Genomic DNA, 26,387 nt, shown 5'->3' with positions numbered 1-26,387 from the left:
CAAACTGCGTTAATAGTAATGCAATAAAAATGTTACCCGAAAGAAAAATAACAAAGCTACCCGCGCTAAATTACAAGTTTTTGGAATAAGCCTATTTGAACATAACTTGATTTAGATTAGACCAGGCACTTTATATTACAATTAATTTACTATATTGATGTATAAATATTTATATTTGCACAGTTCAAATAAATCCCTAAAGTGGTATTTCACCTGCCGTATGAACCAAACATACAAATGGTTGGTGAATTTTTAATTTGAAGTAAATGAGTATCTCAGAAATAGCAATACGCCGACGAATTCTTATACTCCTGCACCGGGTGCGCAAAATCGCCTCCGAAAAAAACAGTCCCCGTTGGATAATTTTTTCGGCCGATGCTATTATCAGCCTGCTGGGTGTATTACTGGGGTATTTTATACGTTTTGGTTTCAGAATGCATGAAATAAACTACGAGAACGTCCTGTTTGCTGCCATTCTCATTGTATTTGTAAGGCTAGTCTTTTCAGTAGTTTTTAAGATTTATGCCCACATTATTCGATATACCAGCCTGCACGATATCAAACGGGTTTTTACAACCGTTTCAAGCGGCACACTCACCATTCTTGCAGCTGTATTTATCATGCGCCACTTTTCGTGGGGGTTTACAATACCACTTTCGGTAATAGTGATGGAATTTTTCTTTACCATGTTCCTCATGATTAACCTTCGGCTTTTCATACGGTACATCTATATACTCCTCACCAATATGGACCTCGACAGTAAATCGGTTATTATCATTGGCAGCAAAGAGCTGGCCCTGATGCTAAAAGAAACCATCGAGCTACACCCACGCGAGAAGTATAAAATTATTGCTTTTGCCGATTCCTTGGTGCCATCGAGAAAAAAACGGCTGGCTGGGTTAAATATTTACAACCTGGAAGAACTGAAATACCTGATTGAAAAATACGATGTATCGCATTTTGTCATTGCCAAACGTGAAATAAGCCGTGGCGAAAAAGAACTTGTGGGAAGCATTGCCAAGAAATACGGTATTACTATGCTCACAGCCCCCGATTTGTGGCACCTCGAAAATACCGGCAGTCTGCGCATCGAAGAAATTAAGATGGAAGAACTGCTGGAGCGCGAACCTATTCAGCTCGAAAAAGACCACATACGCAATTACCTCAACGGGAAAAATGTGTTGATAACCGGTGCTGCAGGTTCTATCGGAAGCGAGCTGGTCAGACAAATTGCAACCTACAATCCCAAAAACCTTATCCTGATCGACCAGGCAGAATCGCCCCTTTATGATATCGAGTTGGAAATACTCGAAAGCTTGGGTTTTAAAAACATTTCAGTCATACTAGCTGATATTCTTAATAAAAGTCGCATCGAAAAGGTATTCAGGACTTTTAAACCCGATGTGGTTTACCATGCAGCGGCCTATAAGCATGTGCCTATGATGGAAAACAACCCCATCGAAGCCTTTGAAAACAATGTAATGGGAAGCAGGATTCTTTCCGATCTGGCCCACCAGTACAAGGTAGACAAGTTTATTATGGTTTCGACCGACAAAGCCGTGAATCCTACCGGCATTATGGGAGCTACCAAAAGGATGTCCGAAATCTATATTCAGGCCCTGAACCAGCACAGCGATACTAATTTTATCACAACCCGCTTTGGAAATGTACTCAACTCCAATGGCTCGGTAATACCCCGCTTCTTAAAACAAATCAAAGAGGGTGGCCCTGTAACCGTTACCCACCCAGATATTACCCGCTTTTTTATGACCATACCCGAGGCCTGCCAATTGGTACTTGAAGCCAGTGTAATGGGTAAGGGAGGTGAGATATTCCTTTTCGACATGGGTAAAGCAGTGAGGATACTTGATCTGGCCAAGAACCTCATTAAATCGACCGGTTTTGTGCTTGGCCGCGACATTGAAATTAGTTTTACCGGACTGCGCCCTGGCGAAAAGCTTTATGAAGAATTGCTGATGGAAACAGAAAACAACAAACCTACCCACCATCCGAAAATAAAAATAGCCGAGGTGTGCGAACAGAATTTTGAAGAAGTAATGAACCACCTTGACAAATTCAATTTCCCGGTAGAATCTCAGAATATTAATGAAGTGGTGAAGCTGATGAAAGAGATGGTGCCTACCTACAAATCGAAAAATTCGGTATTCGAAAAACTAGACCAAGCCATCTGACAAGACCGTTTGCCAGTTTCGATTTTCAAAATTTTCCATGAAATAAAAACTAGCTCCCTACTTTTTTGTATTTTTGCGCCGAACCAAAATTACCCCTTATGGCCGACACAAAGAATGATGTGAAAGAGATTGACCTGCTTGAATTGTTTGCATCGATAGGAAAAGGAATAAAAAATATGATTTTGGGCTTGCTCAAAGGCATTGTATTTCTAATCTCATTTGGAATCAAACGGGCGCATTGGCTTGCACTTTTTGTAATTGCAGGAGCCCTCGTAGGTTTATTGGTTTACTCTACCACATCGCGCTATTATTCCTCTCACCTTATTGCCCAGCCCAATGGCATAAAGGCATATGACATGGTGGAATACATCAACGACTTGAACCGCTTCACCACACGCAAGAATATTCCAGCCCTGACCAATTCCCTTAATCTGGACGAAGCAACCGCCCAGAAGGTGAAAAACATCGAAGCCTTCTATTACCTCGATGTAAACAAAGATGGCATAGGCGACCTGGTGGACCTGAACAAAAGTTATAATCCCAGAGACACCAATATTGTACTAGACGATAAGCGCATATACGTGCAGGTAGAAGTGCTCGACAACCAGGTTTTTGCTGCTGTAAGCAAAGGTTTATTCGAATACATAGCAAAAAATCCTTACCTGATACAGCTTAACCAGATACGCAAAAAAGAACTAGAAGAAATGGTGTCCATGGTAAGCCTCGAAATAGCCAAACTCGACAGCCTGCAGAATGTCGATTATTTCAAATCGGACCAACGCCTGGAAAGTGGCAGGGACAGCCGCCTGATGTTTCTTTCGGAGAAAGACAAACAGATGTATTACAAAGACAAAGTAACCCTAACCAGGCAAAAGCAAAATTACCTGAAAGAACTGGAAATGGCTACCGAGCCTCTTACAGTAATTAAAGACTTTACAGCCTTGACAATGGAAGAGAACCCAAAGAGTGGGTATATTATAAAATTTGGATTTTGGTTTGGACTTATAGGTTATGTACTATTTTTACTAATGTTTTATAAAGCACATATTTCTGCTTTTCTAAGATATTAACTATTATTATGAATATAGGTTTTATCCCTTTAAGAAAAGGATCGAAAGGAATACCAGGAAAGAGCAAATGAAATAATATCTCTTAAATCATTATATATTAAAACAATATCTAAACAGCACAAAAGCGTTTTGAAGGAATGCATTAGATTTTGGTTTAACAGAGTTTTCGATAACTTATTTGTTGGATTGAAGAAAGTTACGATAAGTTGTGGTTTATAAATTATTTAATAATTAAAAAATGTAAGGTTGAAGCGTTTTAACAATCTGATTAACAAAAAAAATGTATTCTATGAAGCTGTAGATTATTTAAATCAGATATAAAAACCCTCAAACTATTGATAAGGAAATGCTTAATAATTCGAAAAAGAAAATTCAACAGCATAAAACAATAGTAAAGAATTTTTCATATCTAACATTATTAAGGTTTTTCAGCATTCTCCTACCACTAATTACCTATCCGTATTTAATAAAGGTACTTGGCACCAGCCTATATGGAAAGGTCATCTTTGTTCAGACAATAATCTCTTATTTTTCTATTATTATTCAGTTTGGATTTAATAATTCAGCAACAAAAGAAGTTGCAATAAATAGAGATGATATATCAAAACTAGATATTATTGTCTCATCTATTTTTCAAATTAAATTTATTCTGTGGGTATTAAGTCTATCTTTCTTAATATTATATATTTACATAGTACCAGGAGCAAAAAGTGATAAATGGCTATATCTATTTTCATTTGGAATTTGCTTTGATGAATTATTATTTCCTCAATGGTTTTTTCAAGGTCTTGAGAAAATGGGATATATAACTGCCATTAATCTATTTGCTAAACTTATTTTCGTTGGCTTAATTTTTTTTATTGTAAAAAACGAAAACGACTATTTATGGGTACCCATCCTGTATAGTATAGGTGCTTTGATGGGAGGCATACTATCTTTATATTTTGTTTTTAGAAAAGAGGGAATAAGGTTTATTTTCCAGCCTTATGGGAAATTAATATATTTTGTGAAGGAAAGTTTCTTGCTTTTTGTATCAAACATTTTTATCTCGGTGAAGGATAAATTCAACATAATTTTTTTGGGAATATTTCTTGGTATGGAAAGTGTAGCTATCTATGATTTAGGAATAAAAATAATGAATCTATTCTTACATCCAGTCATTTTAGTTAATGACGCTATCTTTCCAAAGGTTGCAAAAGAGAAGGATATGAGATTTGTCCTCAAAACAATAAAGCTCTTATTTATATTTACACTTATAATTACTGGCATATTCCAATTTGTGACGCCGTTAATTCTAAAATTTTTTATTGGCGAACAATATCTTAAGGCAGTTGCTATCTCGAGAATCTTACTTATTTCACCATTGCTTTTTTCGATCAGTTATTCTCTATCTAGAAATTGTTTAATCGTATTAGGTAAATATAATTATCTTTTATACAGCATTACTATTACATCCACCTTTTACCTTGCATTAATTGGGGTTGGTTATGTGTTTAATTTATTAAATAATACAATTATATTTGCGACAATTACCGTATTGGTATTTCTTTTCGAAATGACTTATAGAATTTATATTACGCTTAGATTGAAACTAATATAAAATTCAATTAGAATATTCGAATTGAATAATAATAGATCTAATGAGCCTAAGGTTACAAAATCAAATTGTAATAATAACTATAATATCTTTTGCTACAAGTCAAGTATTAAAACACTTCCTAAGTACAATAGGCTTTAATATTATTGGATTTGATTATATTATTTGGTTTTTTTATTTTGCAATTTTAGTGGTTATAGTATTGATAAATAATAAAATACTTATATCCCCTCTCTATTTTTTAGGCTTACTTTTCGTTATTTTCTTTTTAATAATTAATTACTTTACTTCTCCGTATACTTCCATTAAATCATACTTAATTGGGAGTTTTATTACATTAATTCCAATTCTAACCTTCATAATTAATTATAATATTACCCTATCAAAAGAAACCATATTCCTTTTACTCAAATATTTGCTCATCGCTATCTCAATAATTTTATTTATTTATAGTTTAGAGAATATTATTGCTGATAATAAAGGAATTAAAGTATCATCATCCATTATCTTGAAGACCGGCGGATTTGCTGGCACATTAGCAAATATTAATATATCTCTTGCTCTTTTTTTGTATCATTTAACAAGAAAAAGGAAGTATATTTTAGTGCTTATTTATTCAGTTATTGTTATTTTAATCTGTGTATTATTAAAATCAATGATATCTGCTCTTATAATATCATTAGTTTATCTTCAAATTTTTTCAAGATTTGGTCTAAAAAAAATCATAATTGTTTTAATGTTATTCCTATCAACCACAGTTATTCTAACTACAAACAAAAAAGTTAAAAATAAGATTGAATTATATAAACAATACTATTTAAATACTTCAGGAGATAATTTAACCCCAAGATTAGTGCTTTACCGAGAATCTTTAAATATTGCTAAGGACCATTTCCCATTCGGGAGCGGACAAGGTACCTTCGGTAGTTTTCCTGTTAAATTGTCGTACAATAAAGTATACTTTGATTATGAGATATATAATAAACAGGGGTTAGGACCAAAAAGCAAACCTTCCTTTATATTTGACTCACATTGGGCATCTGTAATTGGCGAAATGGGATTTATTTGTGCATTGATTTATATATTACTGTTTTTTTATCCTACTTTTCTCGCAATAAACTTTTTAAAAACTAAAAACGCAAAACCTTATTCTTTTCTTATAATTGTTAGCATTTTAGCAATTTTAATTGAAAGCTTTGCATTAGCAATTCCTTACCAAATATCATTTATTCTTATTTATGCAGGATTAAGTGGCATTCTTAGTCGGTTTTTGATAACCCTTAGAGATAGAACAGTTTTACATTAATATACTTTTTAATAAATATTTATAGTTAATGCCTAACAAATACAACCTTATGTAGATTTAATTAATTTTAGTTTCTATTCTTAAAACCTAATAAAGTAAAATATGCTATAAATAATTAATAATTTGAATGTCTTTCCTTTCAGCAAAGACAATATGCAACCTGCACCAAGCAGGAAGTACTATTCTATTTAAGTGCGAGAGATCATTAACATTACAATTTGGGTTAAAGTAATCTTGCAGCTGATTTTTGAAGAGAAAAATAAATACCTTACAAAATTTTTAATAAGATAATGAACCTTATTGAACACATAATAAATATTGCTTATAGACTGAAGTTTGGTGATAAAAGATACAAGTATTATAGACAGCTTCGAAGAAACCTCGGATTAAACAGAGAGAGTATAGTGAAATCTCAGGAACAGGCTATTAAAGAATTAATAAATCATGCATATTATAACACTGAATATTACAAGGAACTATTCGATTCATTAAAGCTTAAGCCGGAACAATTCAATAAGAAAGAAGACCTTAAACTTATTCCGATCCTCACCAAAACTATTATACAGAATAATCTTGATAAACTGAAGTCTAATGATAAATTTGGAAAAAATCTTATAAAAGTAACTTCTGGAGGTTCCACGGGAGTTCAGGCAATTGTGTATAAGTCAAAATTTACAGAGCAATTCTACAGGGCTGCATGGTTAAGAAATAATTCAATTACTGGATGGAAACCATCTGATAAAACAGCCTGGATTTGGGGATCGCCTATTGAACATTCAAAATTAATGTCGAGCATATTCTCAAGACTTGGCTATAAGATAAATCGGAGAATTATTTTTAATGCCTATAATTATTCAAAGACAGATTTTCCTAATTGGGTGAATGAGATTATTAGATTTAGGCCCAAAGTGATATATGGATATTCCAGCATAATCCTCGAATTTGCAAAATACCTAATTGAAAACAAAATAGTACTACCAACAATAGAAAGAGTTGTTTCTACTACAGAGAAATTAGTTCAAAGAGAAACCATTGAAACAGCTTTTCGATGTAAGGCATACGATCAATATGGCTGCAGGGAAATTATTGCAATTGGAGTTGAAAATGATCAAGGTGAAATGCTCCTCACTGACGATGTAGTTCTTTTAGATACAAATGATTCTAATGAATTTCTTCTAACTGCTTTATATTCTTTCGGTTTCCCTTTAATAAACTATAAGGTTGGAGATATAGGAACAGTTAAAAATGATGATTCAATTCAACAAAGAATTGGAAATATACCCTTTCCTATAATGAATCTTAAAATAGGACGCATAACAGACAATTTCATAAATAATAAAAATGAAACAATATCTACATCTGCATTATCAACTTATATGTCTACCTTAAATCTGGGTATTAAGGAACACCAAATAATTCAAAAAGATTTTAACTCTTTTAATATAAATTACGTTCCACTAAAAATTACTGATTCTGAAGTATATAAAGAAAAGATTACGAAATGTTTAGAGGAGTATTTTGGCAAAAAACTTACTATTCAAATTAATGAAGTAGATATTATTCCAAAAGAAAAGAGTGGAAAGAGGCTCATGTTTAAGCGTGATTTTATAATAGATCAAAAGGTTTGATTCGATATTATTGAATTTATGAGTTTCACTAAAGAATATAGTATTAGAGTATAAAATGAAAGTGCTCCATATAACAAATAATTACCCTACAAAAGAGTTTCCAATTTTTGGAATATTTGTGAAGGAGCAAATTGAATCGCTTTGTAATTTTGGAATAGAGAATACAGTGTTTTTTATAAACGGCAGAGAAAAAGGTAAGATAGAATACCTCAAGTCAATTTTTAGATTACGAAAACTATTAAAAAATAAACAGTTTGATGTTATTCATTGTCACCATATTTTAAGTGCGATTATTTTAATTCTAAGTAGAAGAATAAATAAAAATAAAATTGTCGTTTCTTTTCAAAACGATCCAAGTAAAGAACTTGGAAAATTGCTTTACAAGTTTGTTAATCGATATTCGTCCACCCGAATATTTAAAAATAATTCTACATTTCTTAAAACAGATAAAAACTCTTATTACCTGCCAAATGGGGTTAACCTTGATTTTTTTAAACCTATTAATAAAAAGCTAGCATGCGAAAGCCTTAATTTAAATCCACATAATACATATTTGCTATTTGTAAGTTCAAATTTTATTCGTAATCAAAAACGGTATGATCGTTTTTTGGAAGTTTTGCAAATCTTAAAAGAGAAATACCATTATAAAGACATTGTCAAGCTTGAATTGATAAATGAAACACGAAATTTGATTCCATTATATATGAATGCTGCTGATGTTCATTTACTTACTTCAGACTTTGAAGGATCACCAAATTCTGTGAAAGAATGCATGGCATGCAATACTTCCATTGTTTCAACTAATGTTGGGAATGTTCAAGAATTGTTAGAAAATGTGAATGGATGTCACGTGTCCAGCACTTTTGATAAATATGAATTAGCCGAATTAGTTGATAAATCTTTAAAAGAAAAAACCAATAATGCAAGGGATAAGTTAATTAGTATGAAACTAGATATTGAATCAGTGGCAATTAAACTTAAGAATATATATTTAAGAACTTAAAATCAACAGATGAAAAAAAGAATATACATTGCCGGATGTGGCGGAATGCTTGGTGAGGCCTTTTATGCTCAGTTTAAAGAAGAGTATGTATTAAAATGTACTGACAAGGATGTAAATGAAAACTGGCTTACTTTTCTCGACTTTAGAGATTTTGATGCCTATAAAAAAAGCGTGGAAGAGTTTAAGCCCGACTATTTATTCCATCTTGGTGCATATACCGATTTGGAGTTTTGCGAAAAGAATGCGGATGATACCTACAATACAAACACATTATCTGTTGAAAATGCGGTATACATTGCCAATGAACTAAAGATACCACTGCTTTATATTAGCACTGCAGGTATTTTCGATGGAAAAAAAGATTTATACGACGACTGGGACATTCCTAATCCATTGGGAGTTTATGCCCGATCAAAATACGTTGGAGAAAGATTTGTTGTAGAAAATGCTGAAAGATATCTGGTTTGTCGCGCCGGATGGATGATGGGAGGCGGACCCAAAAAGGATAAAAAGTTTATCCAAAAACTCATGAAGCAATTGAAGGATGGCAAAAATGAATTGTTTATAGTTGATGATAAAGATGGAACGCCTACTTATACTCATGATTTTGCTAATAACGTAAAACTGCTGATAGAAAAAGAGTTCTGGGGACTTTATAATTTAGTTTGTGGAGGAGAAACAAACCGGCTTGAAGTAGCAGAGGAACTACTCAAAGTTCTAGGATTATCCAATGCAATAAAATTAACTCCGGTAAAATCTGATTATTTCAAAGATTTTTATTTTGCTCAACGTCCACCAAACGAGAGACTAATAAACAAAAAATTGAATATTAGGAACCTAAACATAATGAGGGATTGGAAAGAAGCCTTACATATATATATTGATAAATATTATAAGGGATATTTGGACAAATAAGTTATGATAAAGAAGAAAGTAGCTATTGTAGGGACTAATGGATTACCTGCAATGTATGGTGGGTATGAGACTTTAGCAGAATATTTAACTAAATACTTAGCCGATAAATTTGATTTTACAGTTTATTGTAGTAAAACACAACCAAAACTATATGATATATACAATGGATCTAGATTGTTGTTTATTCCATTAAAAGCGAATGGTTGGCAGAGTATTATTTATGATATATGCACACTTTTTCATGCAGCTTATAATAGTGATATAATTCTGTATTTGGGGCCTGGGGCTGGCTATTTTATTCCTTTAATTAAATTATTTAGAAAGTCTATAATTGTAAATCATGGTGGACTAAATGAGTGGGAACGAGAGAAATACTCTAAATTTCAAAGGTTTATTGCTAAAATGGGGCATAAATATGCTGCAAAATATTCCACTTATAATATTGCTGATAATTTTCTTCTTAGAGATAGTATTCAAAAGGAGTTTGGTGTTGATTCACACGTTATTAGATATGGTGGTGATCATGCAATAAAAATTGATATTGATGATGACCTAGCCAGAAAATACCCTTTTCTTAATACTAATTATTATGTTAATGTTTCGAGAGCTCAAATAGATAACAACCTTCATCTGGTATTAGATGCTTTTAAAAATGCTCCGGAAAAGAAATTAGTAATGGTTTCTAATTGGTCTGTATCAAATTATGGTATTGAATTGAAAAAGCAGTTTAAAGACAATTTTTCTAATATTATTATCTTAGATGCTATTTATCAACCAAAAGAAATTAATGCCATTAGAGGAAATGCCGAAGCCTATATTCATAGCCACTCCTATTGCGGAACTTCTCCATCATTGGTTGAAGCCATGTCATTAGGACTACCAATACTTAGTTATGATGTACCAACAAACAGGGAAACTACAAAAGATAAAGCTCTTTTTTTCAAAAACAGCAAAGAATTGCTGGAAATAATACAATGTGAAACCAATAATAATTTGGTTAATATTGGAAAAGAAATGAAAAAAATTGCTGATATTGAGTACACTTGGTTTTTTATTAGTTCTCAATATGCTTCTCTTTTTCATTAATTTATATAAACTATGGATATTACTTTATGAAACAATTAGTTAGAAACGTGAAGATACTTGGAACAGGTTCTTATGTTCCAGAAACGATTTACACAAATGAGTATTTAGAAACCATTATTGATACTAATTCAAGCTGGATTTTCGAAAATCTTGGAATTAAAGAACGCCGAATAGCATCACCCAATCAATGTACAAGTGATTTAGCCTCAAAAGCAGCCCTTAAAGCAATTGAGAATGCCGGATTAACCAAAGATGATATTGATCTTATAATTGTTGCTACAGCCACACCAGATAGACTTGCTCCTTCGACAGCTGCTATAGTTCAGGATAAAATAGAAGCTTATAATTCAGTTGCCTTTGATATTTCGGCTGTTTGTAGTGGCTTTCTTTATGGAATGTCAGTAGCTTCTCAATATATTGCATCGGGCGTTTATGATAATGTATTAGTAATTGGAGCAGATACTTTTTCAAAAATAGTTGATTGGAAACGCAGGGATGCTGTGTTCTTTGGTGATGGAGCTGGTGCAGCCATATTTACACACGGAAATGTTAACGAAGGATTTTTAGCTTTCCGTCTTTATACAGATGGTCGAGGTAAATTTAATTATACGATCCCAGCTGGTGGTTCTGAAATGCCTGCCACAGAAGAAACAATAGCAAAAAGGCTACATTTCTTTCAAATGAATGGCCGTGCAGTTTATGAAACTGGAACGAAAGTATTACCGGAAGCAATTAATCAAGTTTTACAAGATACAGGACTTACTATATCAGACATTGATTACTTAATCCCACACCAACCAAGTATAAAAATACTTCAAAAAACTGCAGAAATAATTGGCCTTCCATGGAAAAAAGTGATGACAAATATGGACAAATATGCCAATACAAGTGGAGGGACAATACCTATTTTACTTGACGAAGTTAACCGCTCAAACAAATTAAAAAAAGGAAATACAATCCTATTTGCAGCCGTAGGTTCAGGGTGGACATATGGTGCATCAATTCTCCGGTGGTCATAATTAATTTCTAAAATTTCATTAGAAATCATCATTTAGTAACACAGTTTAGTATGATAATAATTACCGGTGCATCAAAAGGAATAGGTAAATACCTCTTCGATCAATTATTGTCAGAAGAAGCAAATATTATAGGTACCTATAACTCTACCACAATATCAGATCCACGATATTTTAAGATTAATACCAGTAACTTCGAAGAAGTGAATAACTGGATTGAAAAAATACAAACAGAATTGAATAGGGTAACATTGATAAATTGTGCCGGAATTACTTACAATTCTTTTGCCCACAAATCAGATCCTGTAAAATGGAAAGAGGTTATTAATGTTAATCTTATAGGCACTTATAATTGCATACGTGCACTTTTACCCATAATGCGCAAAGAAAAATTTGGAAGGATAATAAATTTCTCATCTGTTGTTGGTATTAAGGGTATTCCTGGAATTAGTGCTTATGCAGCTTCAAAATCTGCTTTATGGGGCATGACAAAATCTCTAGCTCAAGAAAATGGTTCATTAAATATTACAATTAATAATATTAATCTTGGATATTGTGAATTGGGTATGCGAGAGCAAGTTCCTGAAGCATTTATCGAAGTTATTAAAAAACAAATACCGTCCGGTAAACTTTGTAAAAATGAAGATATATTTAAAACAGTAAAGTATTTAATTGAATGTGAGTATACTAATGGAATATCAATTGATCTTAGTGGAGGGCTAATATAATGGAACTTGAGTTTAAACAATTTAATGGAGATCAAGAACTAGATAAACAAAGAGTATTATTCACTGAATGTTTTCCAGAAACAATTGGTGCTTCTATATCAACTAAAACCCATTACAATTGGAAATTTCATTCAACTTATAAAACATTTGAATACGGTGCTTACTCAGATAACGATATAATTGGTTATTATGCTGCAATACCATATAAATATAAATATTTCGATAAAAATATAACAGCTGCAATGGTCTGCGATGTAATGACAGGGGTAAAAGCTCGTGGAAAAGGAGTTTTCACTAAACTTGGTTATTATTCAAATCAAAAATTTAAAGAAGGGGGGCTTGATTTTTCTAGTGGGTTTCCAATAAGACCTGAAGTCATTCCTGGTCATTTAAAGGTTGGTTGGGAAATTTTATTTGATTTACCTTTATATACAAGGTTTATAAAATTTAATTCCTTTTTAAAAAACAAAAAAAAATCACTTTTAATTCCACTTTTCAATACAAGTGCTTTTTTCTATGGTTTCTTATTAAATATTTTTACCAAGAAAAATAAAGAAATCACTGTTCATAATTATTCTTCTATTAAAGATATTGATTTAGATGATGGTTTTTTTTCTCTTCTAAAGGAGAAACAGGATCAAATACCAATTTCTTTAATAAAAGATAAAGAGTTTATAATGTGGCGTTTAAATGCACCTAAAACTCAATACAACATTTCGGTTGTAAAGCATAATGAAAAATTGGTTGGATATGCTATTAGTAGATTTATTACTAAAGAAGGGGTACCATCAATAGGTATTCTGGATATTTCTTTACTAGACGGATTCTACCATCTTTCAAGATATTTACTTAAAGAAATTGACAGATTTGCTAAAAAGGAAAATGCCGAGTTTATTTTTATTATGATGAGCTCATATTGGTTCAAAAATTATGAACTATGGAAAAGCGGATATTTAAAATCTACATACAAGTTTAAATACATCTTCAAAAGGCTTAATTTGCCAAAAGATAATGTCAATCTAAATGATCCAATGAATTGGAATTTAATGTGGATAGATTCAGATGATTTATAATGAATATTCTAACATTCGACATAGAGGATTGGTTTCATATAAATTTTGAAAAAAGCTTTAATCGTGAAATACGATGGGATAGCTTTGAATCAAGAGTTGAAGAAAATACTGATATTATTCTTGAAATTCTTGAACAAAATGGCACAAAAGCAACTTTCTTTTGTCTTGGATGGATTGCTAGAAAACACCCCAATGTATTGAGAAAAATACTCGGTTTAGGCCACGATATTGCCAGTCATTCAGATATTCACAATTTAGCTTCAAATCTTACTGTTAGTGAATTTGAAATGGACTTAAAAAAATCAATTTATTCAATTGAAGATATTACAGGAAAAAAAATCTCAATGTATAGAGCTCCTGCCTTTTCTATTGGAAAAAATAATCTATGGGCGTTTGAGATCCTAGCACAAAATGGTATTGAAATTGATTGTTCGGTTTTTCCTGCGAAACATGACTTCGGAGGGTTTGCTGATATTGGAGAAACTACTCCTTTTCGGCTAAAATACAATCATTCGATTTTAAAGGAATTCCCTATGTCAACGGCTAATGTATTTGGTAAAAACATAGTAATTACCGGAGGTGGATTTTTTAGATTGTATCCATATTGGCTAATACGTAGACACATTTCAGATAAATCATACATAATGACCTACTTTCATCCCAGAGATATAGATAAGGAACAACCGATATTAAAAGGTCTAAGTCATATAAGAAAATTCAAATCATATTATGGCCTTAAATATTCCTTGAATAAATTTAGTCGGCTAATATCTGAATTCAATTTCTTAAGTATTTCTGAGGCAGATAAACTAATAACATGGAATGATATAAAACTAATTGATATTAACTAATTGTATGTCCCTCAGAAAAATCATTAAATAACATAGTATATTCCACTAGCGCGCGTTTAGCATTTGCATAACGTATCCTGAAAACTTCTGAAAGCTTCCCCTAATTAGTAGCATTTAAAATTAAACTTTTTAAATTAATGTTTATGTCCTGTTGAAATGTGGGAAACTTTGTTGGGCCTTGTGGGCGGTGAAGTTTTCCATATTTCAATAGGAATGATACCGGAGTGTGGTACATCAGCGAACTATGGGGTCGCTCATTATTGTAAGACCATAGCCATGCATTTGAGATTAGTTGTGCCTGTCGGATGTTTTCAAATAGGTAACTATCCAGAACTTCTTCACGATAGCTTCTGTTGAATCGCTCTACATAACCATTTCTATGCGGTTTTCCTTTGGGAATAAACTTGAGTTTTATATTCTTATCGTTTGCCCAGTCTTCCATAGCCTGGGCGATAAATTCCGGCCCATTATCAACCCTTATGTGTTCGGGTTTGCCTCTCCAGTCGATTAATCGTTCCAGTTCCCTGATTACCCGCAGACTTGTAATACTTGTACCTAAGGTGATAGTCAAAGCTTCCCGGTTAAAATCATCGATTACATTAAATGTCCTGAATTTAACTCCGTTATTAAGCACATCATGCATAAAATCCATGCTCCAGGTTAAGTTAGGTAATAGCGGCTGTAACAAGGACTCCTGCGGGCGCAATGGCAGCTTTCTTTTACATTTTCTTCTCAAGTTAAGCTTCATCTCGGTATAAACCCGATAAACTCTTTTATGGTTCCAGAAATGATTTAATTGCCGCAGGTGATAATGCATCATCCAAAATCCCCACCGGCGATGAACCTCTGCCAGTTCTGCCAGCTTGTCCTTAATTTCCTGATCATTCCCCGCAATGGGTTGATAATAATATACACTCTGGTATATATTAAATAGCACACAGGCCTGCCGAATGCTCAACGTGTGCCTTTGTTGAGCATAGGTTACCAATTCCCGTTTCTCTGCAGGCCTTAGAGCTTTTTTTCAATTACATCTTTTAAAACCGTGATATGCAACGCCTGTTCAGCTACAATCTTCTTGTATTGCGAAAGTTCTCGTTCCAGTTCCTTAAGTCTTTTCAACTGGGTTACCTCCATCCCTGAATACTTTGATTTCCACTGATAAAAAGTTGGTTGGCTTATACCATGCTCCCGGCAGATATCCGAAACACTCTTGCCTTGGTCCTGCTCTTTCAGAATCTTGATGATTTGACTCTCTGTAAATTTTGTTGTTTTCATTCTACCAAAGTTAACGATTAAACTATATTTTTAATCGCTACTGTTTTGGGGGAAGCTTTCAGTAGCTTTTTTGATCTAAGAATTCCTTATGTTTTTCATGCCAGTTGTATAAGTTGACAACCCAATTCCCCCATTGCTCTTTATTCTCAATTTTATGTAACTGGTTTATAATAGTTCTAAGTTCCATACCTGCAATACTCTTGGGGTTCATTGTAAGCCAGATACGACACATTCTTTGAACATGAATAATACACCGTTGAACGGTTACATGTTTACATACTTTACGAATCGCTTTAAGCAGTGATTTATGTCCATCGCATGTTATACTTTCTATTTGGACTCCAAGCTTTAATAGATTTTCCAGGTCTTCTTTCATTTCGTCATACCATTCCCCATCAGTTAATCGATACAACTGTGTGAATTTTATCGTGTTATCTCTGTAAAGAACCAAACAAAGATCTTTACTGAAGTAGGTTCCATCTATCAATAAATTAACCTTCTCTGATGGCTTAACTGCATATACAGGGGATTGTGAGAGATAATAAGAAAACATTCGCTTAAGCGTCCGCTCAGAGTATCCACTGGATTTGCTTATCTGTGGTATCGTTTGTCGTCCAATAACCCAATGCTGAAACCAAACTTTTTGATTTGTTTTCTTTGTAAATAGACTAGCATTAGTGAATAATATACCGCAAAATTGACATTTAAAACGTTGTTTTCCTTGCTGGGTTCCCCATTTGATTACATTCAAACTTTGACATGCCCAACAACGCTTTTTTTTGATGTTTTCATAAATATAAAAGAGTTAACTGAAACAACTTTCAATTAACTCTTTTGTATCTCAATAGTGACAAGGAATAAAAAACTTTTTACCAACTATTTTTGGCCTCTATATCTTGCTATTTTTTTGGTATTCTACGCCCAGAAGGGAAGTAGTTGCTGAAAACTACGCCCAGGTATCCCTACTACCAAGTAGGTATATAAAAATATATAGCCAGGGTATACTTTTGGGGCATGAGAAAGAACCAGAAGTATACACAGGAAGAGATGTACATGGCAATAGAGCTATGGAAAGAAAGCGGGATATCGCAGAAAAACTATTGTAATCAAAACCATCTTTCCTATAGTACCTTCAAGTACTGGTTTAATAAATACCAGAAGGATAGACATGGTAAAAAACCAGGATCAACAAAGTCATTTATACCTGTACATATACCTCAAACTATCACTACCCACCTGCCGGAATCCAATACCGGGATGATATCTATAAGCTATCCAAATGGGGTTGTTGTAAATTGCCCTACCACTACGAGCATCGAGCAATTACGGGGACTAATAAAGCTATAAGCAAATGTTTACCCTCTCATCCACCAATAAGTTCCACCTGTTCAGCCAGCCAGCCGATATGCGCAAGAGTTTTGATGGCCTGGCCGGACTGGTGCAAAACAACCTGGAAAACAACCCATGTAGTGGGGATGTTTTTATATTCATCAATAAGCAGCGAAATAAGATAAAGCTATTGCACTGGCAGGGCATTAGTTTTACACTTTATTACAAAAGGCTTGAGAAAGGCACATTCGAACTTCCAAGCTACGATGCCAACGTTGGCAGCATAACCATAGGCTATACCCAAATGGTAATGATAGTGGATGGGTTAAGTATAAAAAACATCCAACGAAGAAAGCAATACCAGCCAAGCCTGGTTTCCTGATATTTATTAACAAAGCCTTGAAACATAGTGAATAACAAAGGTGGGCAAAAACCTTTACTGCAAAGCTATTTGCATACTTTTGGGGCATGACTTTGACACCCGAAAATATAAGCTTTCAAGAGCTTGTTGAGATAAACAAAAAACAAGAATCTCAGATAAACCATTTGGAGTCACAAATCAGCCAAATGCAGTTCCAGATTGATCAGATGAACCGCTTGCTTTTCGGGGCAAAGAGAGAAAGGTTCATCCGCAACGCCGACGAAGCCCAACTTACCTTGCCCTTTGATGTGAAAGTGGAAGAAGCCCCTGAAAAAGAGCAGGAGGTTATCAGTTATGTACGGTCGAAAAATACCCACAGGGAACATCCGGGAAGGTTGCCCCTGCCATCACATTTACCAGTTGAAGAGATAGTTATAGAGCCTAAAGAAGATACAACAGGGTTAAAGTGCATTGGCAAAGAGGTAACCGACCAACTGGAACTTGTCCCGGCCAAACTGTACATCAAACGGTTTATCCGTCCAAGATACATAAAGCCAACCGATGAAACTGCTTTAAACCATGTAGGCATTATAGCCGACCTGCCAACCTTTCCTATCGAAAAAGGCATAGCAGGCCCTGGTTTACTGGCACAGATCATGGTTGATAAGTTTGTAGACCACCTGCCTATTTACAGGCAAATAGAACGGTTTAAAAGAGAAGGCATTCACATGCCATCCTCGACCCTTAATGGCTGGCAGGAATCGATATGTAATTTACTGGAACCACTTTATGATACCTTAAAACACAGGGTGCTCTCGCAAGGCTACTTACAGGTCGATGAAACCCCTATTCAGGTATTAGATAAAACGAAAAAGGGGAAAACACACCGTGGTTACCACTGGATATATTACAGCCCGCTTGAAAAGACTGTATTCTTCGACTATAACAATGGGCGCTCCCGGGAAGGACCAACAAGGCTCCTGAAAAACTTCAAAGGTTATTTGCAAACCGATGGCTATAACGTATATGACATTTTCGGGAAGAAAGAACATATTACCCTGCTAAATTGCATGGCGCATGCCCGGCGTGGGTTCGAAAAAGCATTGGATTATGATAAACCCAAGGCTGAATATGCAATGGACATGTTCCAAAAACTTTATACCATAGAACAAAAAGCCAGAGATGAAAACCTTACCCAGCAGCAAAGGCATGAACTCAGGCTTGACCAGTCGCTGCCCATACTCAACGAATTGGGCAAGTGGATAGTTGAAACATATAAAACCGAATTGCCAAAATCGGCCTTAGGCAAAGCACTGGCATATTGCATACCTCGTTGGGATAATTTATTGGCATACTTAAATGACGGTTCATTGGAAATAGACAATAACCTGGCTGAAAATGCTATTCGACCAATAGCCCTTGGCAGAAAGAATTACCTGTTTGCCGGTTCCGAAAGAGGAGCTGAAAGGGCTGCCATGTTCTATTCTTTCTTCGGCACCTGTAAAAAGAACAATATAAACCCTTTTGAATGGCTAAGAAAAGTATTGGAAGTTATACCCAACTATAAAGTAAACCAACTAACCGATTTGTTGCCGCAAAATTTTAAGCTGTAGTTACCCAAGCTAACACAAAGTAAACTTATCTGCAACATCTAACCATGACCTACTTGGTAGTAGGGATACACGCCCAGTGCAATTATTAAGCTAATTGCTATTTTTTTTGCATTCTACGCCCAGAAGGTGCCAGCAATAATAAAACGCTAGTTCGAGCTTGCAGCTCGGACTTCCTAAACTCATATTAAAATAAAAAACCAGCAGTTGTGCCAGTTTTTTAATAATATCTATGCTACACCGGCACGAGCTACAAGCTCGCGCCAGCTAGGGAATTAAAATTTTTCCATTTTCGCTCCATTCATAAAAAACTTTAACAATACCCTTAGAACTAGCACAATATAAATATAAAGGGGTATGAAAATTATTCATAATTATTAATTCATCATAACTAACTATTAAAAGCTGTATAAAGTCGTAATAAATATCATAAAAAACAGAATCTGTTGTAATCTTTCTATCAAAACACACAGCTTTGTATTGATTGTCTTTTATGATAAAGGTTGCCCATCGATTAAGAGATACCCTCTTTAAACCTTTTCTTTCAATTTCAGAATCAACTAATTTTTCCTTGTCTTTTAACGTAAGAATATGTACAAATCTCAATGATGAATCCTTTAATGAAACTTTGTTTCCTAAGCCAAAAGCGTTGTTTAACAATACATTACATTTTACTTGTCGTGAGTATTTGTTATTTATTTGTATAATTTTATTTTTGGAGACTTGAGAGTTTAAATTAATAGCATTTAAGAACAAGATTAAAATTAGCAATGTCCTCATCTATTTAAAATAATAATTTATGTTTACAAAATTAGTAGGACCATTTCTAAAAGCGCCAGCTGCAGGATCCATTACTGTTGTACTGATAATGCTAAGATCTCGAATCTGGTTTCCGAAAATTGAAATTTTATGCCCAACACTCATGTCTGTAATTACAGTCCAATGTTGATTTGAATTTGCTGCCACACCAGCAGAGCCATTGATGTAATCACCAATTGTGCAAAGATTATCAGAAATTTTAGGATAATTTCTATATTCTCTACTATTGTTAAAAAACCTTTCAGATTTCCAATTGCATTTTAAAAGTTGTGTTGGATCACCACCTTCTTCCCCATCTATGACAACTATATCATTCGGATATTCTGAGCTGTTTAAATATTTGGCTGTTGCCCTATAACAATATTTATCACCAGAAACACCAGTAGAAACAGGAGCATAACGAACTTTCGCATGAAAATCACTAACGTGAATAAATGCACGCCCTGTAATTTTATTAATCCTTATGTTATCACCATAATATTCCTCAATCATTTTAGCCTGTTTATAGCCGTTTATGGCTCCATAAGTTGCACCTGATATAGCTCCAGACTGATAACCGCTATTAAACCCTTGGGTAAAACCTGTTGAAAAGCTTTCTTTTCCAGAAATGGAGGCATTTAAGCCATTTAGAAGTCCTTGCGAAGCTCCTCCGATTAACGCTCCAGAAGCACCACCAATAAGAGCACCAGGAATTAAGCCAAGTGCTTTAGTAGCCCCTGCAATGGCACCGCCGGTTAAGGCTGATAATGCACCAGTAGCAGCACCAACAGCAAAGTAACCAAGTCCTTTCGCGTCGAATCGAGCTCCATTATGTAGCCAATTAACTGTTCCACCGATGGCTGCGCCGATAACAATTTGCCAGAACTCCCCACTTGGATCGGAATAAATGAGCGGGTTATTCAGGCAATAGGCATACCGGTTGTAATTATCCGGGTTGAAAGGATCCTGAATGTTATTATCAGGGCTTAGGAAACTGCACAAGATAGGATCGTACATGCGGCCGTTCATATTTATAAGGCCCATTTCGTCAAGATGCTCGTGCCCGGTGTATCCCCTTGTAAACCAAATATTTGTTGGCGCACCTGCATATGTGCCATTTGAAGAATTGGTTCTTCTACCCCAGGCATCGTAGGAATAGATGGTATAGGTCGTATTGATATCGTTGGTTTCGGCGTAGATAGTGCCCAGGTAATCGGTATGCATGTAGTGCATTTCGGTGCCGTTTTTCACGATTAAAAACAAGCCGCCAGGTGCAGAAAGATAGATATGGAGTTCCTCTACATTGTTTTCATTAATAATTAGTTCGCAGTTGCCCAAGGCATAATAGCGAGTCCATTTCCGAGTCGGATTCTCGGTATACTCTGTTTTTACACGTTCGAAATCTACCCCATAGTCTATTTCGAGCAGTTTCGAACCATCAAGGTAAGTTATGGAGTTTATTTTGTCGAATGCGGTATACGTGAGGTCTCTCTCCTGGCTTAAAATACCATTTACATCATCGACCGACTTTATTGCATGTTCCGGAAAGATATCAGAATAACTATAGTTTCCTATCTGCTTGTTGTAGGTAATACTTCCGTTTTGGTTGTTGTAATCGATATCAAAAAGCAAATTGCCATTTACAATTGAGCTTTCGAGCCGGTTATAACTATCGAAGGTGTGGTGGTAATTTCTTTGCATATTCCAATTACTCCCTGACGCATAGTAAAATTGCATATCGGTTAATTGTCTCCTGGTATCGTCCCATGTATAATCGGATTTAAATAGATTGGCTCCATTGCGCAACACTTTTACCTGATTGGGCAGGTTGTTGGTATATTGCCAGGTAGTGGTAGTATTATCGCCGTATTTTTTTTCAACGAGTCTATCCTTGGCATCAACATTATTGGCCTGCCAGATCATAGCATTGTTGCTTTTGTTTTTAATCTGGCTTAAATAGCCGCCAGTATAAATGTTCTCAATTCCAAAGCCATTATGATAAGTTTCGGTATGGATTTGACCTAATGTATTGTAGGTAAATGTTTTTTCGAACACCCTAGTTTCAATCGTTTCTTTTACTTTGCTTGGACGTGCTTTTGTATCGTAGGTGTATTCAACACTATTAATTGGAGTTGTTGAACCATCGGAATAAGAAGTTAACTTTTCTACACTGCCACGGGCGTTTGGCGCATCAAAATCGGTAACAACCTTAAATTTTTCTATAAAATTTGTGCTGCCGTTTGGATGAGTATACCAGCTTACAGTGGTTGGTCGTCCTAAGTCAGCGTACTCATACCTCAACTCGGAACCATCGGGTTTTATTTGCTTCTTTATTTCATCAAAGCCAGTGTATTCGTACTTTATCGTTCCGGCGTCGGGGTCGATTAGTTCTATTTTGCGGCCATTATTATCAGAATAGGCAATCACTCTGCTACCATCGGGCGAAATGCTTGTAGTTTTCATCGCTGGCTTTCCGTTACGATTTTCAATTGTCTTTGAAAAAGTTATCGTTTGCCCATTGTGTTTAGACTCATATACAAACCCTTCAGAATCGGTTTTAGTCTGTCGAGTAATTCCATGTTGAGTGCTTGTAACAGCATTGACATTGTAAGTATAGGTAATATCACCATTGCCGGGTATATCTAAAGACTGCAATCGACGATCGGGCAGATAGTTATAAACTGTCCACACAGGAGATCCAACATTTTTGTAATAGGGTTCAGATTGTTTTAATACTTGTCCCAGATGGTTATATTCGAAATCGCTAAAGACAATTCCACTAAAACCATTTGTAACTATTCTGAGTTTAAGTCCAGCTTTGTTAAAGTAAGTTTTTTGAAAGCTTCCATCGCTATGAGTTTCTTTTTGCAAGGTATGCGCCCCTATAGGAGCATCCGTATCACCGGCTACAACCCATTCGGTTGAATAATTGCTAAAGGTTCCATCAGGATAGATAGATTTTTTCAGTTGATAGAATCTATCGTATTCATAAAGCGTTGTGAGACTGTTTAAATCTACCTCACTCCTTATAGTACCATATATTTCGTCATAATTATACCTAGTCTTAAAATTGACGTCTTGGGTACTCGACTTTTCTATTAAGAACTGAGAATAGCTTGGATCATACACAAATCTTTCGCCCCTGCTTTCAACTTGTGATGAATAGTTTTTAGCCTGAGCAACCATCGTTTCAACTAGACCATTTGGATAATAGGTGTAAGTTTTCTTAACCTCCTCAGCTGTATTTTCATCTATTTTTGTATAATCCAATTGCCATTTTCTATCTGTTCGATAAACATGGCTTGTTGTTGATGACAATGACAAATTTACATTATCAGAAAAATAAAATGAGGAAGTTGCTTTCAGGGTTTTAATCAGGAACCGATATTGATTGCTTTCAACAAATTCAAATGTGTAATCCGTCTGTGCAATCTCGTATTTATCAATAGCATTTTTTGTTGTTCCCTGAATATTTTTATAGGTAGTTTGCTTTAATTTAGGAACAAAAAAGTAGTCATCAAAATCAAATAGATTGCGATCATCTAAAAAATAATTATCTGCCTCCTCAATTATAATATGATTTTTGCGATGGTCTGTTTTTGTACTTTTTTTCACGTAAGGCACAAAACGATGAACACTTATATTATCCGAGAAACCAAAACCATATTCATGATCCTCGGAATAAACCTCCACAGGTATATTAAAAATGTCATTTAATTCCGACACTGATTTTAGATAAGGGTGAAAGACAAATTGAGTAGGGTTATTATAAATGGAATAGCCATATTCTTTACGGGTATATATTGCGTTGGTATAGTCAGTTACATCAACATATTTAAAACCTAAGAATCCATACCCTGTTCGTTCAAATCTAGGTGAGTAATACGTATACTCTAACCTACTGGAACCACCAATGGCATCGGCTGTAGTTACAGATCCTACCATTTGAAGATTGCTTTTTATTGACATCATATTAGATTCATTGACAGGGAAAGTTTCTTTCACTCTCTCGTAGGTTTTAGTATAATCAATCCGCGTTACGTTATTTATGCCATCAATTATTCCGGTAAGTACCATTGGTAAATTGCCTTGAGGTGATTCATTTCTGAAAACTCCAATTCGAGCAGTAATTAATTCATCTGTCCCAATTGCACGACCTAGAAGATTCTCTAGTTCTTGTATTTTCTCAGCAAAACCTGTGGCATAGGTTAGAATCTGGCCATATCTTGCGTCTGATTTTTTAATTTGAAAACTGAATGAAACAAAAGCATCGCTAATGCCATCTGCATTATAATCGCCAATAGTCAAAGCATCTATGAAATTTGGTCTAAAAATATCGTATTGATCAAGATCCATTCTTGAATAACCAATATGGGCTTTGCCATCGCTAATATCTCTAAGAACGTATCTTGTGCTATTTGCAAACCTAAAGAGGTCTGATTTACCATCACCATTTGCTTCGGTGTAGGTTGGTCGATTGGCCCCTTCATCTATGCCAGAAAGATCACTTGCATTAAAATCCAGATCGGGTATTTTAAAAAGACTTACACCATCAGAAATGAATACAGAATGTGATTTGGTGTTATTTATTTTAACAATATCCGTAAGACCATCACCATTGAAATCAAGGGCGTGCAAAATATTGGCATTAGTAATTAAGGTTGATTGAAAAATGTCTCCATCACTAGTAATAGTATTGCCAATTGCATTGTATCGGGCTGCACCTCCTGAAGACACCATTAAGATGTCTGATTTCCCATCTCCATTAAAATCGCCGGAAATTGGTAAGGCATTGGTAGGCAGGTTGTTTACAGAAAAGTCGGGTTGGCTATTTTGAAATCCGTTTTTTTCCCCGAGAAATATCCAACCATAGCCAGTTGCATCATACAAGAAAATATCGGTGATTTTATCATCGTCATAATCTCCTAAATAAAAAGTCATGTTTTTACTAGTCATGGAACTGGCTGTCAAGCTAAGATTATCATAGTTAACAAGCGCACTGCCATTCCATTTATAGAACTTCAAAAGATCATTTTTTGCTATATTTGTAACTGAGATATAAGCCTGACCTTGATAATAAATTACCTTTTTCGCAGTTTCGGAACCTTTTATAAAGAGTATCTCATTTTCTCCATCTCCGTTAAAATCAGCAATATATGAATACTTATAATCATCTAGTCCAGGTAGTAAAGTATATGTTCCAGGATCATCTACATCAAGAAAGAGTTTCCATTTATTCTCTACAAATGCTTCCCTTTCATAATTAGCCAATAAATCATCTTTACCATCTCCGTTTATGTCGCCTGCTGCTGAAAAAATAGTATGAGGAATATCATTAAAATTTATTAAATCCATTGTCACATATTCTGATGAATTTGTATATGTTAAGGTTTCATCATATTGTAATGATAGAGCATTGTAACGGTTCCCATCTCCGTCGAATTCAATAACCTCTTTCAGATAAGCGTATAGATTTATATAATGGTACTTAAAAACATACTCCTTCACAATTGTACCTCGGTTTTTAATAATTACTGAACCTAGAATTAACTCATTGTCGTTAAGAGTTCCGATGTATCCAGTTTTTAAATTGTCAGGTCTTTTTTCATAAACAAAATCAATCCGGGCAAATGGTGAAGCTGAATTTGTGCCTGTGTATTCAATATAATCAATATAGATATCACCCTCATGTTTCTTATAAATATATTTAATGTAGTTCCCGTTTGCATCTTCCACCTTGGTCAGATAAGCTGCGATTAGATATTCATTGTTGTAGAGAATATCAGAATTTACATTATTGCCATCATTGCCATAGATTGCTTTTGAACCGTTCTGATCGTAAACCTCGAAATAATCGATAAAGTCGTCATTGGAACCGGATCGATTTCTAGATACAATAAAACTGTTTGGATTGTACTTTGTTTTATATTTACTCTGAACACTGTGGTAATTACCTTGATTTAATACATACATCAACTCACCATCAAGATAATATTTGTAAAAATCCCTTAGATCCTCATGGGAATCGAACTCAGCATCATAATTGGGGATTTGACCCATGGTAATGGCTGATAAACCATTCAGGTTCCATCCCATACCAAGTAGTCCATTTCCAGCCTGGCTGTTATAGGATATGGCAAGGTTGGGTTGAAGATTGTTGAGTCCAGCAGGTACATTAATAGGAATAGAGTAATTGGCACAACCAATTGCAGATACATTAAACATCCCATTCGTTGAACCAACTGGATAATTTAAATTTATCGGTCTATTCAGATCGGTTTGATTGGGATCTTTGATCATGGGATATTGCCCATTTTTATTGATATTAGCTACTAATGTTCTACCTGTGCCCACGCCATCAATGCTAAACCCGGGTAATAATTGTATATTTTCACGAGCAATCAATTCGTGTGAGGCCGAGAGCACACTATTCTGGGTTACAATAACGCCTTCCACCTTTACCTGTGAAAATAAATTAGGTAACAAGAATAATATCAGTATAAAGAAGTATATCGATTTTTTCATTATGGTTAATTTAGGGTATAAATG

18 protein-coding genes and 1 pseudogene are annotated in these 26,387 nt (G+C 34.6%); 15 read left to right on the top strand and 4 right to left on the bottom strand.

The genetic code is table 11. From position 1 onward, the window contains the following. Positions 1 to 266: 266 nt before the first annotated feature. The 12 genes from IPM71_14400 to IPM71_14345 all read left to right on the top strand — a co-directional run bounded on the left by IPM71_14400 (position 267) and on the right by IPM71_14345 (position 14,465). Positions 267 to 2,192 (top strand): polysaccharide biosynthesis protein, encoded by a 1,926-nt coding sequence (locus IPM71_14400; GenBank protein QQS50760.1) that lies wholly within the window; start codon positions 267 to 269, stop codon positions 2,190 to 2,192. 98 nt (positions 2,193 to 2,290) lie between these two features. Continuing rightward, positions 2,291 to 3,262 (top strand): hypothetical protein, encoded by a 972-nt coding sequence (locus tag IPM71_14395; protein ID QQS50759.1) that lies wholly within the window; start codon positions 2,291 to 2,293, stop codon positions 3,260 to 3,262. A 346-nt stretch (positions 3,263 to 3,608) separates the two neighbouring features. After that, positions 3,609 to 4,862, top strand: coding sequence for an oligosaccharide flippase family protein (locus tag IPM71_14390; GenBank protein QQS50758.1), 1,254 nt, complete (start codon positions 3,609 to 3,611; stop codon positions 4,860 to 4,862). 40 nt (positions 4,863 to 4,902) lie between these two features. Next, positions 4,903 to 6,165, top strand: a complete 1,263-nt coding sequence (locus tag IPM71_14385; protein QQS50757.1) for a hypothetical protein — start codon at positions 4,903 to 4,905, stop codon at positions 6,163 to 6,165. A 290-nt stretch (positions 6,166 to 6,455) separates the two neighbouring features. Then, entirely contained in the window at positions 6,456 to 7,793 is a 1,338-nt protein-coding gene (locus IPM71_14380) for a phenylacetate--CoA ligase family protein (protein QQS50756.1), read from the top strand. A 55-nt stretch (positions 7,794 to 7,848) separates the two neighbouring features. Then, the gene (locus IPM71_14375; GenBank protein QQS50755.1) at positions 7,849 to 8,796 is read left to right on the top strand and encodes a glycosyltransferase family 4 protein; all 948 of its coding nucleotides are present in this window, start codon (positions 7,849 to 7,851) and stop codon (positions 8,794 to 8,796) included. Positions 8,797 to 8,805: 9 nt separating this feature from the next. Further along, positions 8,806 to 9,711 (top strand): NAD(P)-dependent oxidoreductase, encoded by a 906-nt coding sequence (locus IPM71_14370; GenBank protein ID QQS50754.1) that lies wholly within the window; start codon positions 8,806 to 8,808, stop codon positions 9,709 to 9,711. 3 nt (positions 9,712 to 9,714) lie between these two features. After that, positions 9,715 to 10,797 (top strand): DUF1972 domain-containing protein, encoded by a 1,083-nt coding sequence (locus IPM71_14365; protein ID QQS50753.1) that lies wholly within the window; start codon positions 9,715 to 9,717, stop codon positions 10,795 to 10,797. Positions 10,798 to 10,823: 26 nt separating this feature from the next. Then, on the top strand, positions 10,824 to 11,816 hold the full coding sequence (locus tag IPM71_14360; GenBank protein ID QQS50752.1) for a ketoacyl-ACP synthase III: 993 nt from the start codon (positions 10,824 to 10,826) through the stop codon (positions 11,814 to 11,816). Positions 11,817 to 11,866: 50 nt separating this feature from the next. Further along, positions 11,867 to 12,541, top strand: coding sequence for an SDR family NAD(P)-dependent oxidoreductase (locus tag IPM71_14355; protein QQS50751.1), 675 nt, complete (start codon positions 11,867 to 11,869; stop codon positions 12,539 to 12,541). Next, positions 12,541 to 13,614, top strand: a complete 1,074-nt coding sequence (locus tag IPM71_14350; protein QQS50750.1) for a GNAT family N-acetyltransferase — start codon at positions 12,541 to 12,543, stop codon at positions 13,612 to 13,614. The genes IPM71_14355 and IPM71_14350 overlap by 1 nt, the downstream gene beginning before the upstream one ends. Then, positions 13,614 to 14,465: a polysaccharide deacetylase family protein gene (locus IPM71_14345; protein ID QQS50749.1), complete on the top strand. Its 852-nt coding sequence runs from the start codon at positions 13,614 to 13,616 to the stop codon at positions 14,463 to 14,465. The genes IPM71_14350 and IPM71_14345 overlap by 1 nt, the downstream gene beginning before the upstream one ends. Before the next feature lie 202 nt (positions 14,466 to 14,667). Here the strand turns inward: IPM71_14345 and IPM71_14340 are convergent. Together IPM71_14340 and IPM71_14335 are read right to left on the bottom strand one after the other, a co-directional pair. Then, a pseudogene (locus IPM71_14340) lies at positions 14,668 to 15,740 on the bottom strand (IS3 family transposase). Between the two features lie 58 nt (positions 15,741 to 15,798). Continuing rightward, complete coding sequence (locus tag IPM71_14335; GenBank protein ID QQS50748.1) at positions 15,799 to 16,491, bottom strand: transposase; 693 nt, start codon at positions 16,489 to 16,491, stop codon at positions 15,799 to 15,801. Between the two features lie 263 nt (positions 16,492 to 16,754). On the opposite strand from IPM71_14335, the gene IPM71_14330 reads away from it, so the two are divergent. The 3 genes from IPM71_14330 (at position 16,755) to IPM71_14320 (ending at position 19,043) form a co-directional block, all read left to right on the top strand. Next, positions 16,755 to 17,087, top strand: coding sequence for a hypothetical protein (locus tag IPM71_14330; GenBank protein QQS50747.1), 333 nt, complete (start codon positions 16,755 to 16,757; stop codon positions 17,085 to 17,087). Between the two features lie 4 nt (positions 17,088 to 17,091). Beyond that, positions 17,092 to 17,451, top strand: coding sequence for an IS66 family insertion sequence element accessory protein TnpB (gene tnpB, locus IPM71_14325; protein ID QQS50746.1), 360 nt, complete (start codon positions 17,092 to 17,094; stop codon positions 17,449 to 17,451). 86 nt (positions 17,452 to 17,537) lie between these two features. Next, positions 17,538 to 19,043 (top strand): IS66 family transposase, encoded by a 1,506-nt coding sequence (locus tag IPM71_14320; GenBank protein QQS50745.1) that lies wholly within the window; start codon positions 17,538 to 17,540, stop codon positions 19,041 to 19,043. 264 nt (positions 19,044 to 19,307) lie between these two features. On the opposite strand, the gene IPM71_14315 is transcribed toward IPM71_14320, so the two are convergent. Beyond that, positions 19,308 to 19,820, bottom strand: a complete 513-nt coding sequence (locus IPM71_14315) for a hypothetical protein (GenBank protein QQS50744.1) — start codon at positions 19,818 to 19,820, stop codon at positions 19,308 to 19,310. After that, entirely contained in the window at positions 19,821 to 26,363 is a 6,543-nt protein-coding gene (locus tag IPM71_14310) for a hypothetical protein (protein ID QQS50743.1), read from the bottom strand. It abuts the gene before it with no gap. Between the last annotated feature and the right edge of the window lie 24 nt (positions 26,364 to 26,387).

The organism is Bacteroidota bacterium (assembly GCA_016699695.1).
Classification (GTDB): Bacteria; Bacteroidota; Bacteroidia; order Bacteroidales; family UBA10428; genus UBA10428.
The sequence above is the reverse complement of the archived record's forward strand: the minus strand, read 5'-3'. Positions and strand labels throughout refer to the sequence as shown.

What these genes read in the sequence shown, in the direction of transcription:
- IPM71_14390 (QQS50758.1), top strand. Translation starts at nt 3,609, where the DNA reads ATGCTTAATAATTCGAAAAAGAAAATTCAACAGCATAAAACAATAGTA.
- IPM71_14310 (QQS50743.1), bottom strand. Translation starts at nt 26,363, where the DNA reads ATGAAAAAATCGATATACTTCTTTATACTGATATTATTCTTGTTACCT.
- IPM71_14385 (QQS50757.1), top strand. Translation starts at nt 4,903, where the DNA reads ATGAGCCTAAGGTTACAAAATCAAATTGTAATAATAACTATAATATCT.
- IPM71_14370 (QQS50754.1), top strand. Translation starts at nt 8,806, where the DNA reads ATGAAAAAAAGAATATACATTGCCGGATGTGGCGGAATGCTTGGTGAG.
- IPM71_14395 (QQS50759.1), top strand. Translation starts at nt 2,291, where the DNA reads ATGGCCGACACAAAGAATGATGTGAAAGAGATTGACCTGCTTGAATTG.
- IPM71_14375 (QQS50755.1), top strand. Translation starts at nt 7,849, where the DNA reads ATGAAAGTGCTCCATATAACAAATAATTACCCTACAAAAGAGTTTCCA.
- IPM71_14350 (QQS50750.1), top strand. Translation starts at nt 12,541, where the DNA reads ATGGAACTTGAGTTTAAACAATTTAATGGAGATCAAGAACTAGATAAA.
- IPM71_14345 (QQS50749.1), top strand. Translation starts at nt 13,614, where the DNA reads ATGAATATTCTAACATTCGACATAGAGGATTGGTTTCATATAAATTTT.
- IPM71_14365 (QQS50753.1), top strand. Translation starts at nt 9,715, where the DNA reads ATGATAAAGAAGAAAGTAGCTATTGTAGGGACTAATGGATTACCTGCA.
- IPM71_14320 (QQS50745.1), top strand. Translation starts at nt 17,538, where the DNA reads ATGACTTTGACACCCGAAAATATAAGCTTTCAAGAGCTTGTTGAGATA.
- IPM71_14360 (QQS50752.1), top strand. Translation starts at nt 10,824, where the DNA reads ATGAAACAATTAGTTAGAAACGTGAAGATACTTGGAACAGGTTCTTAT.
- IPM71_14355 (QQS50751.1), top strand. Translation starts at nt 11,867, where the DNA reads ATGATAATAATTACCGGTGCATCAAAAGGAATAGGTAAATACCTCTTC.
- IPM71_14330 (QQS50747.1), top strand. Translation starts at nt 16,755, where the DNA reads ATGAGAAAGAACCAGAAGTATACACAGGAAGAGATGTACATGGCAATA.
- IPM71_14380 (QQS50756.1), top strand. Translation starts at nt 6,456, where the DNA reads ATGAACCTTATTGAACACATAATAAATATTGCTTATAGACTGAAGTTT.
- tnpB (QQS50746.1), top strand. Translation starts at nt 17,092, where the DNA reads ATGTTTACCCTCTCATCCACCAATAAGTTCCACCTGTTCAGCCAGCCA.
- IPM71_14315 (QQS50744.1), bottom strand. Translation starts at nt 19,820, where the DNA reads ATGAGGACATTGCTAATTTTAATCTTGTTCTTAAATGCTATTAATTTA.
- IPM71_14400 (QQS50760.1), top strand. Translation starts at nt 267, where the DNA reads ATGAGTATCTCAGAAATAGCAATACGCCGACGAATTCTTATACTCCTG.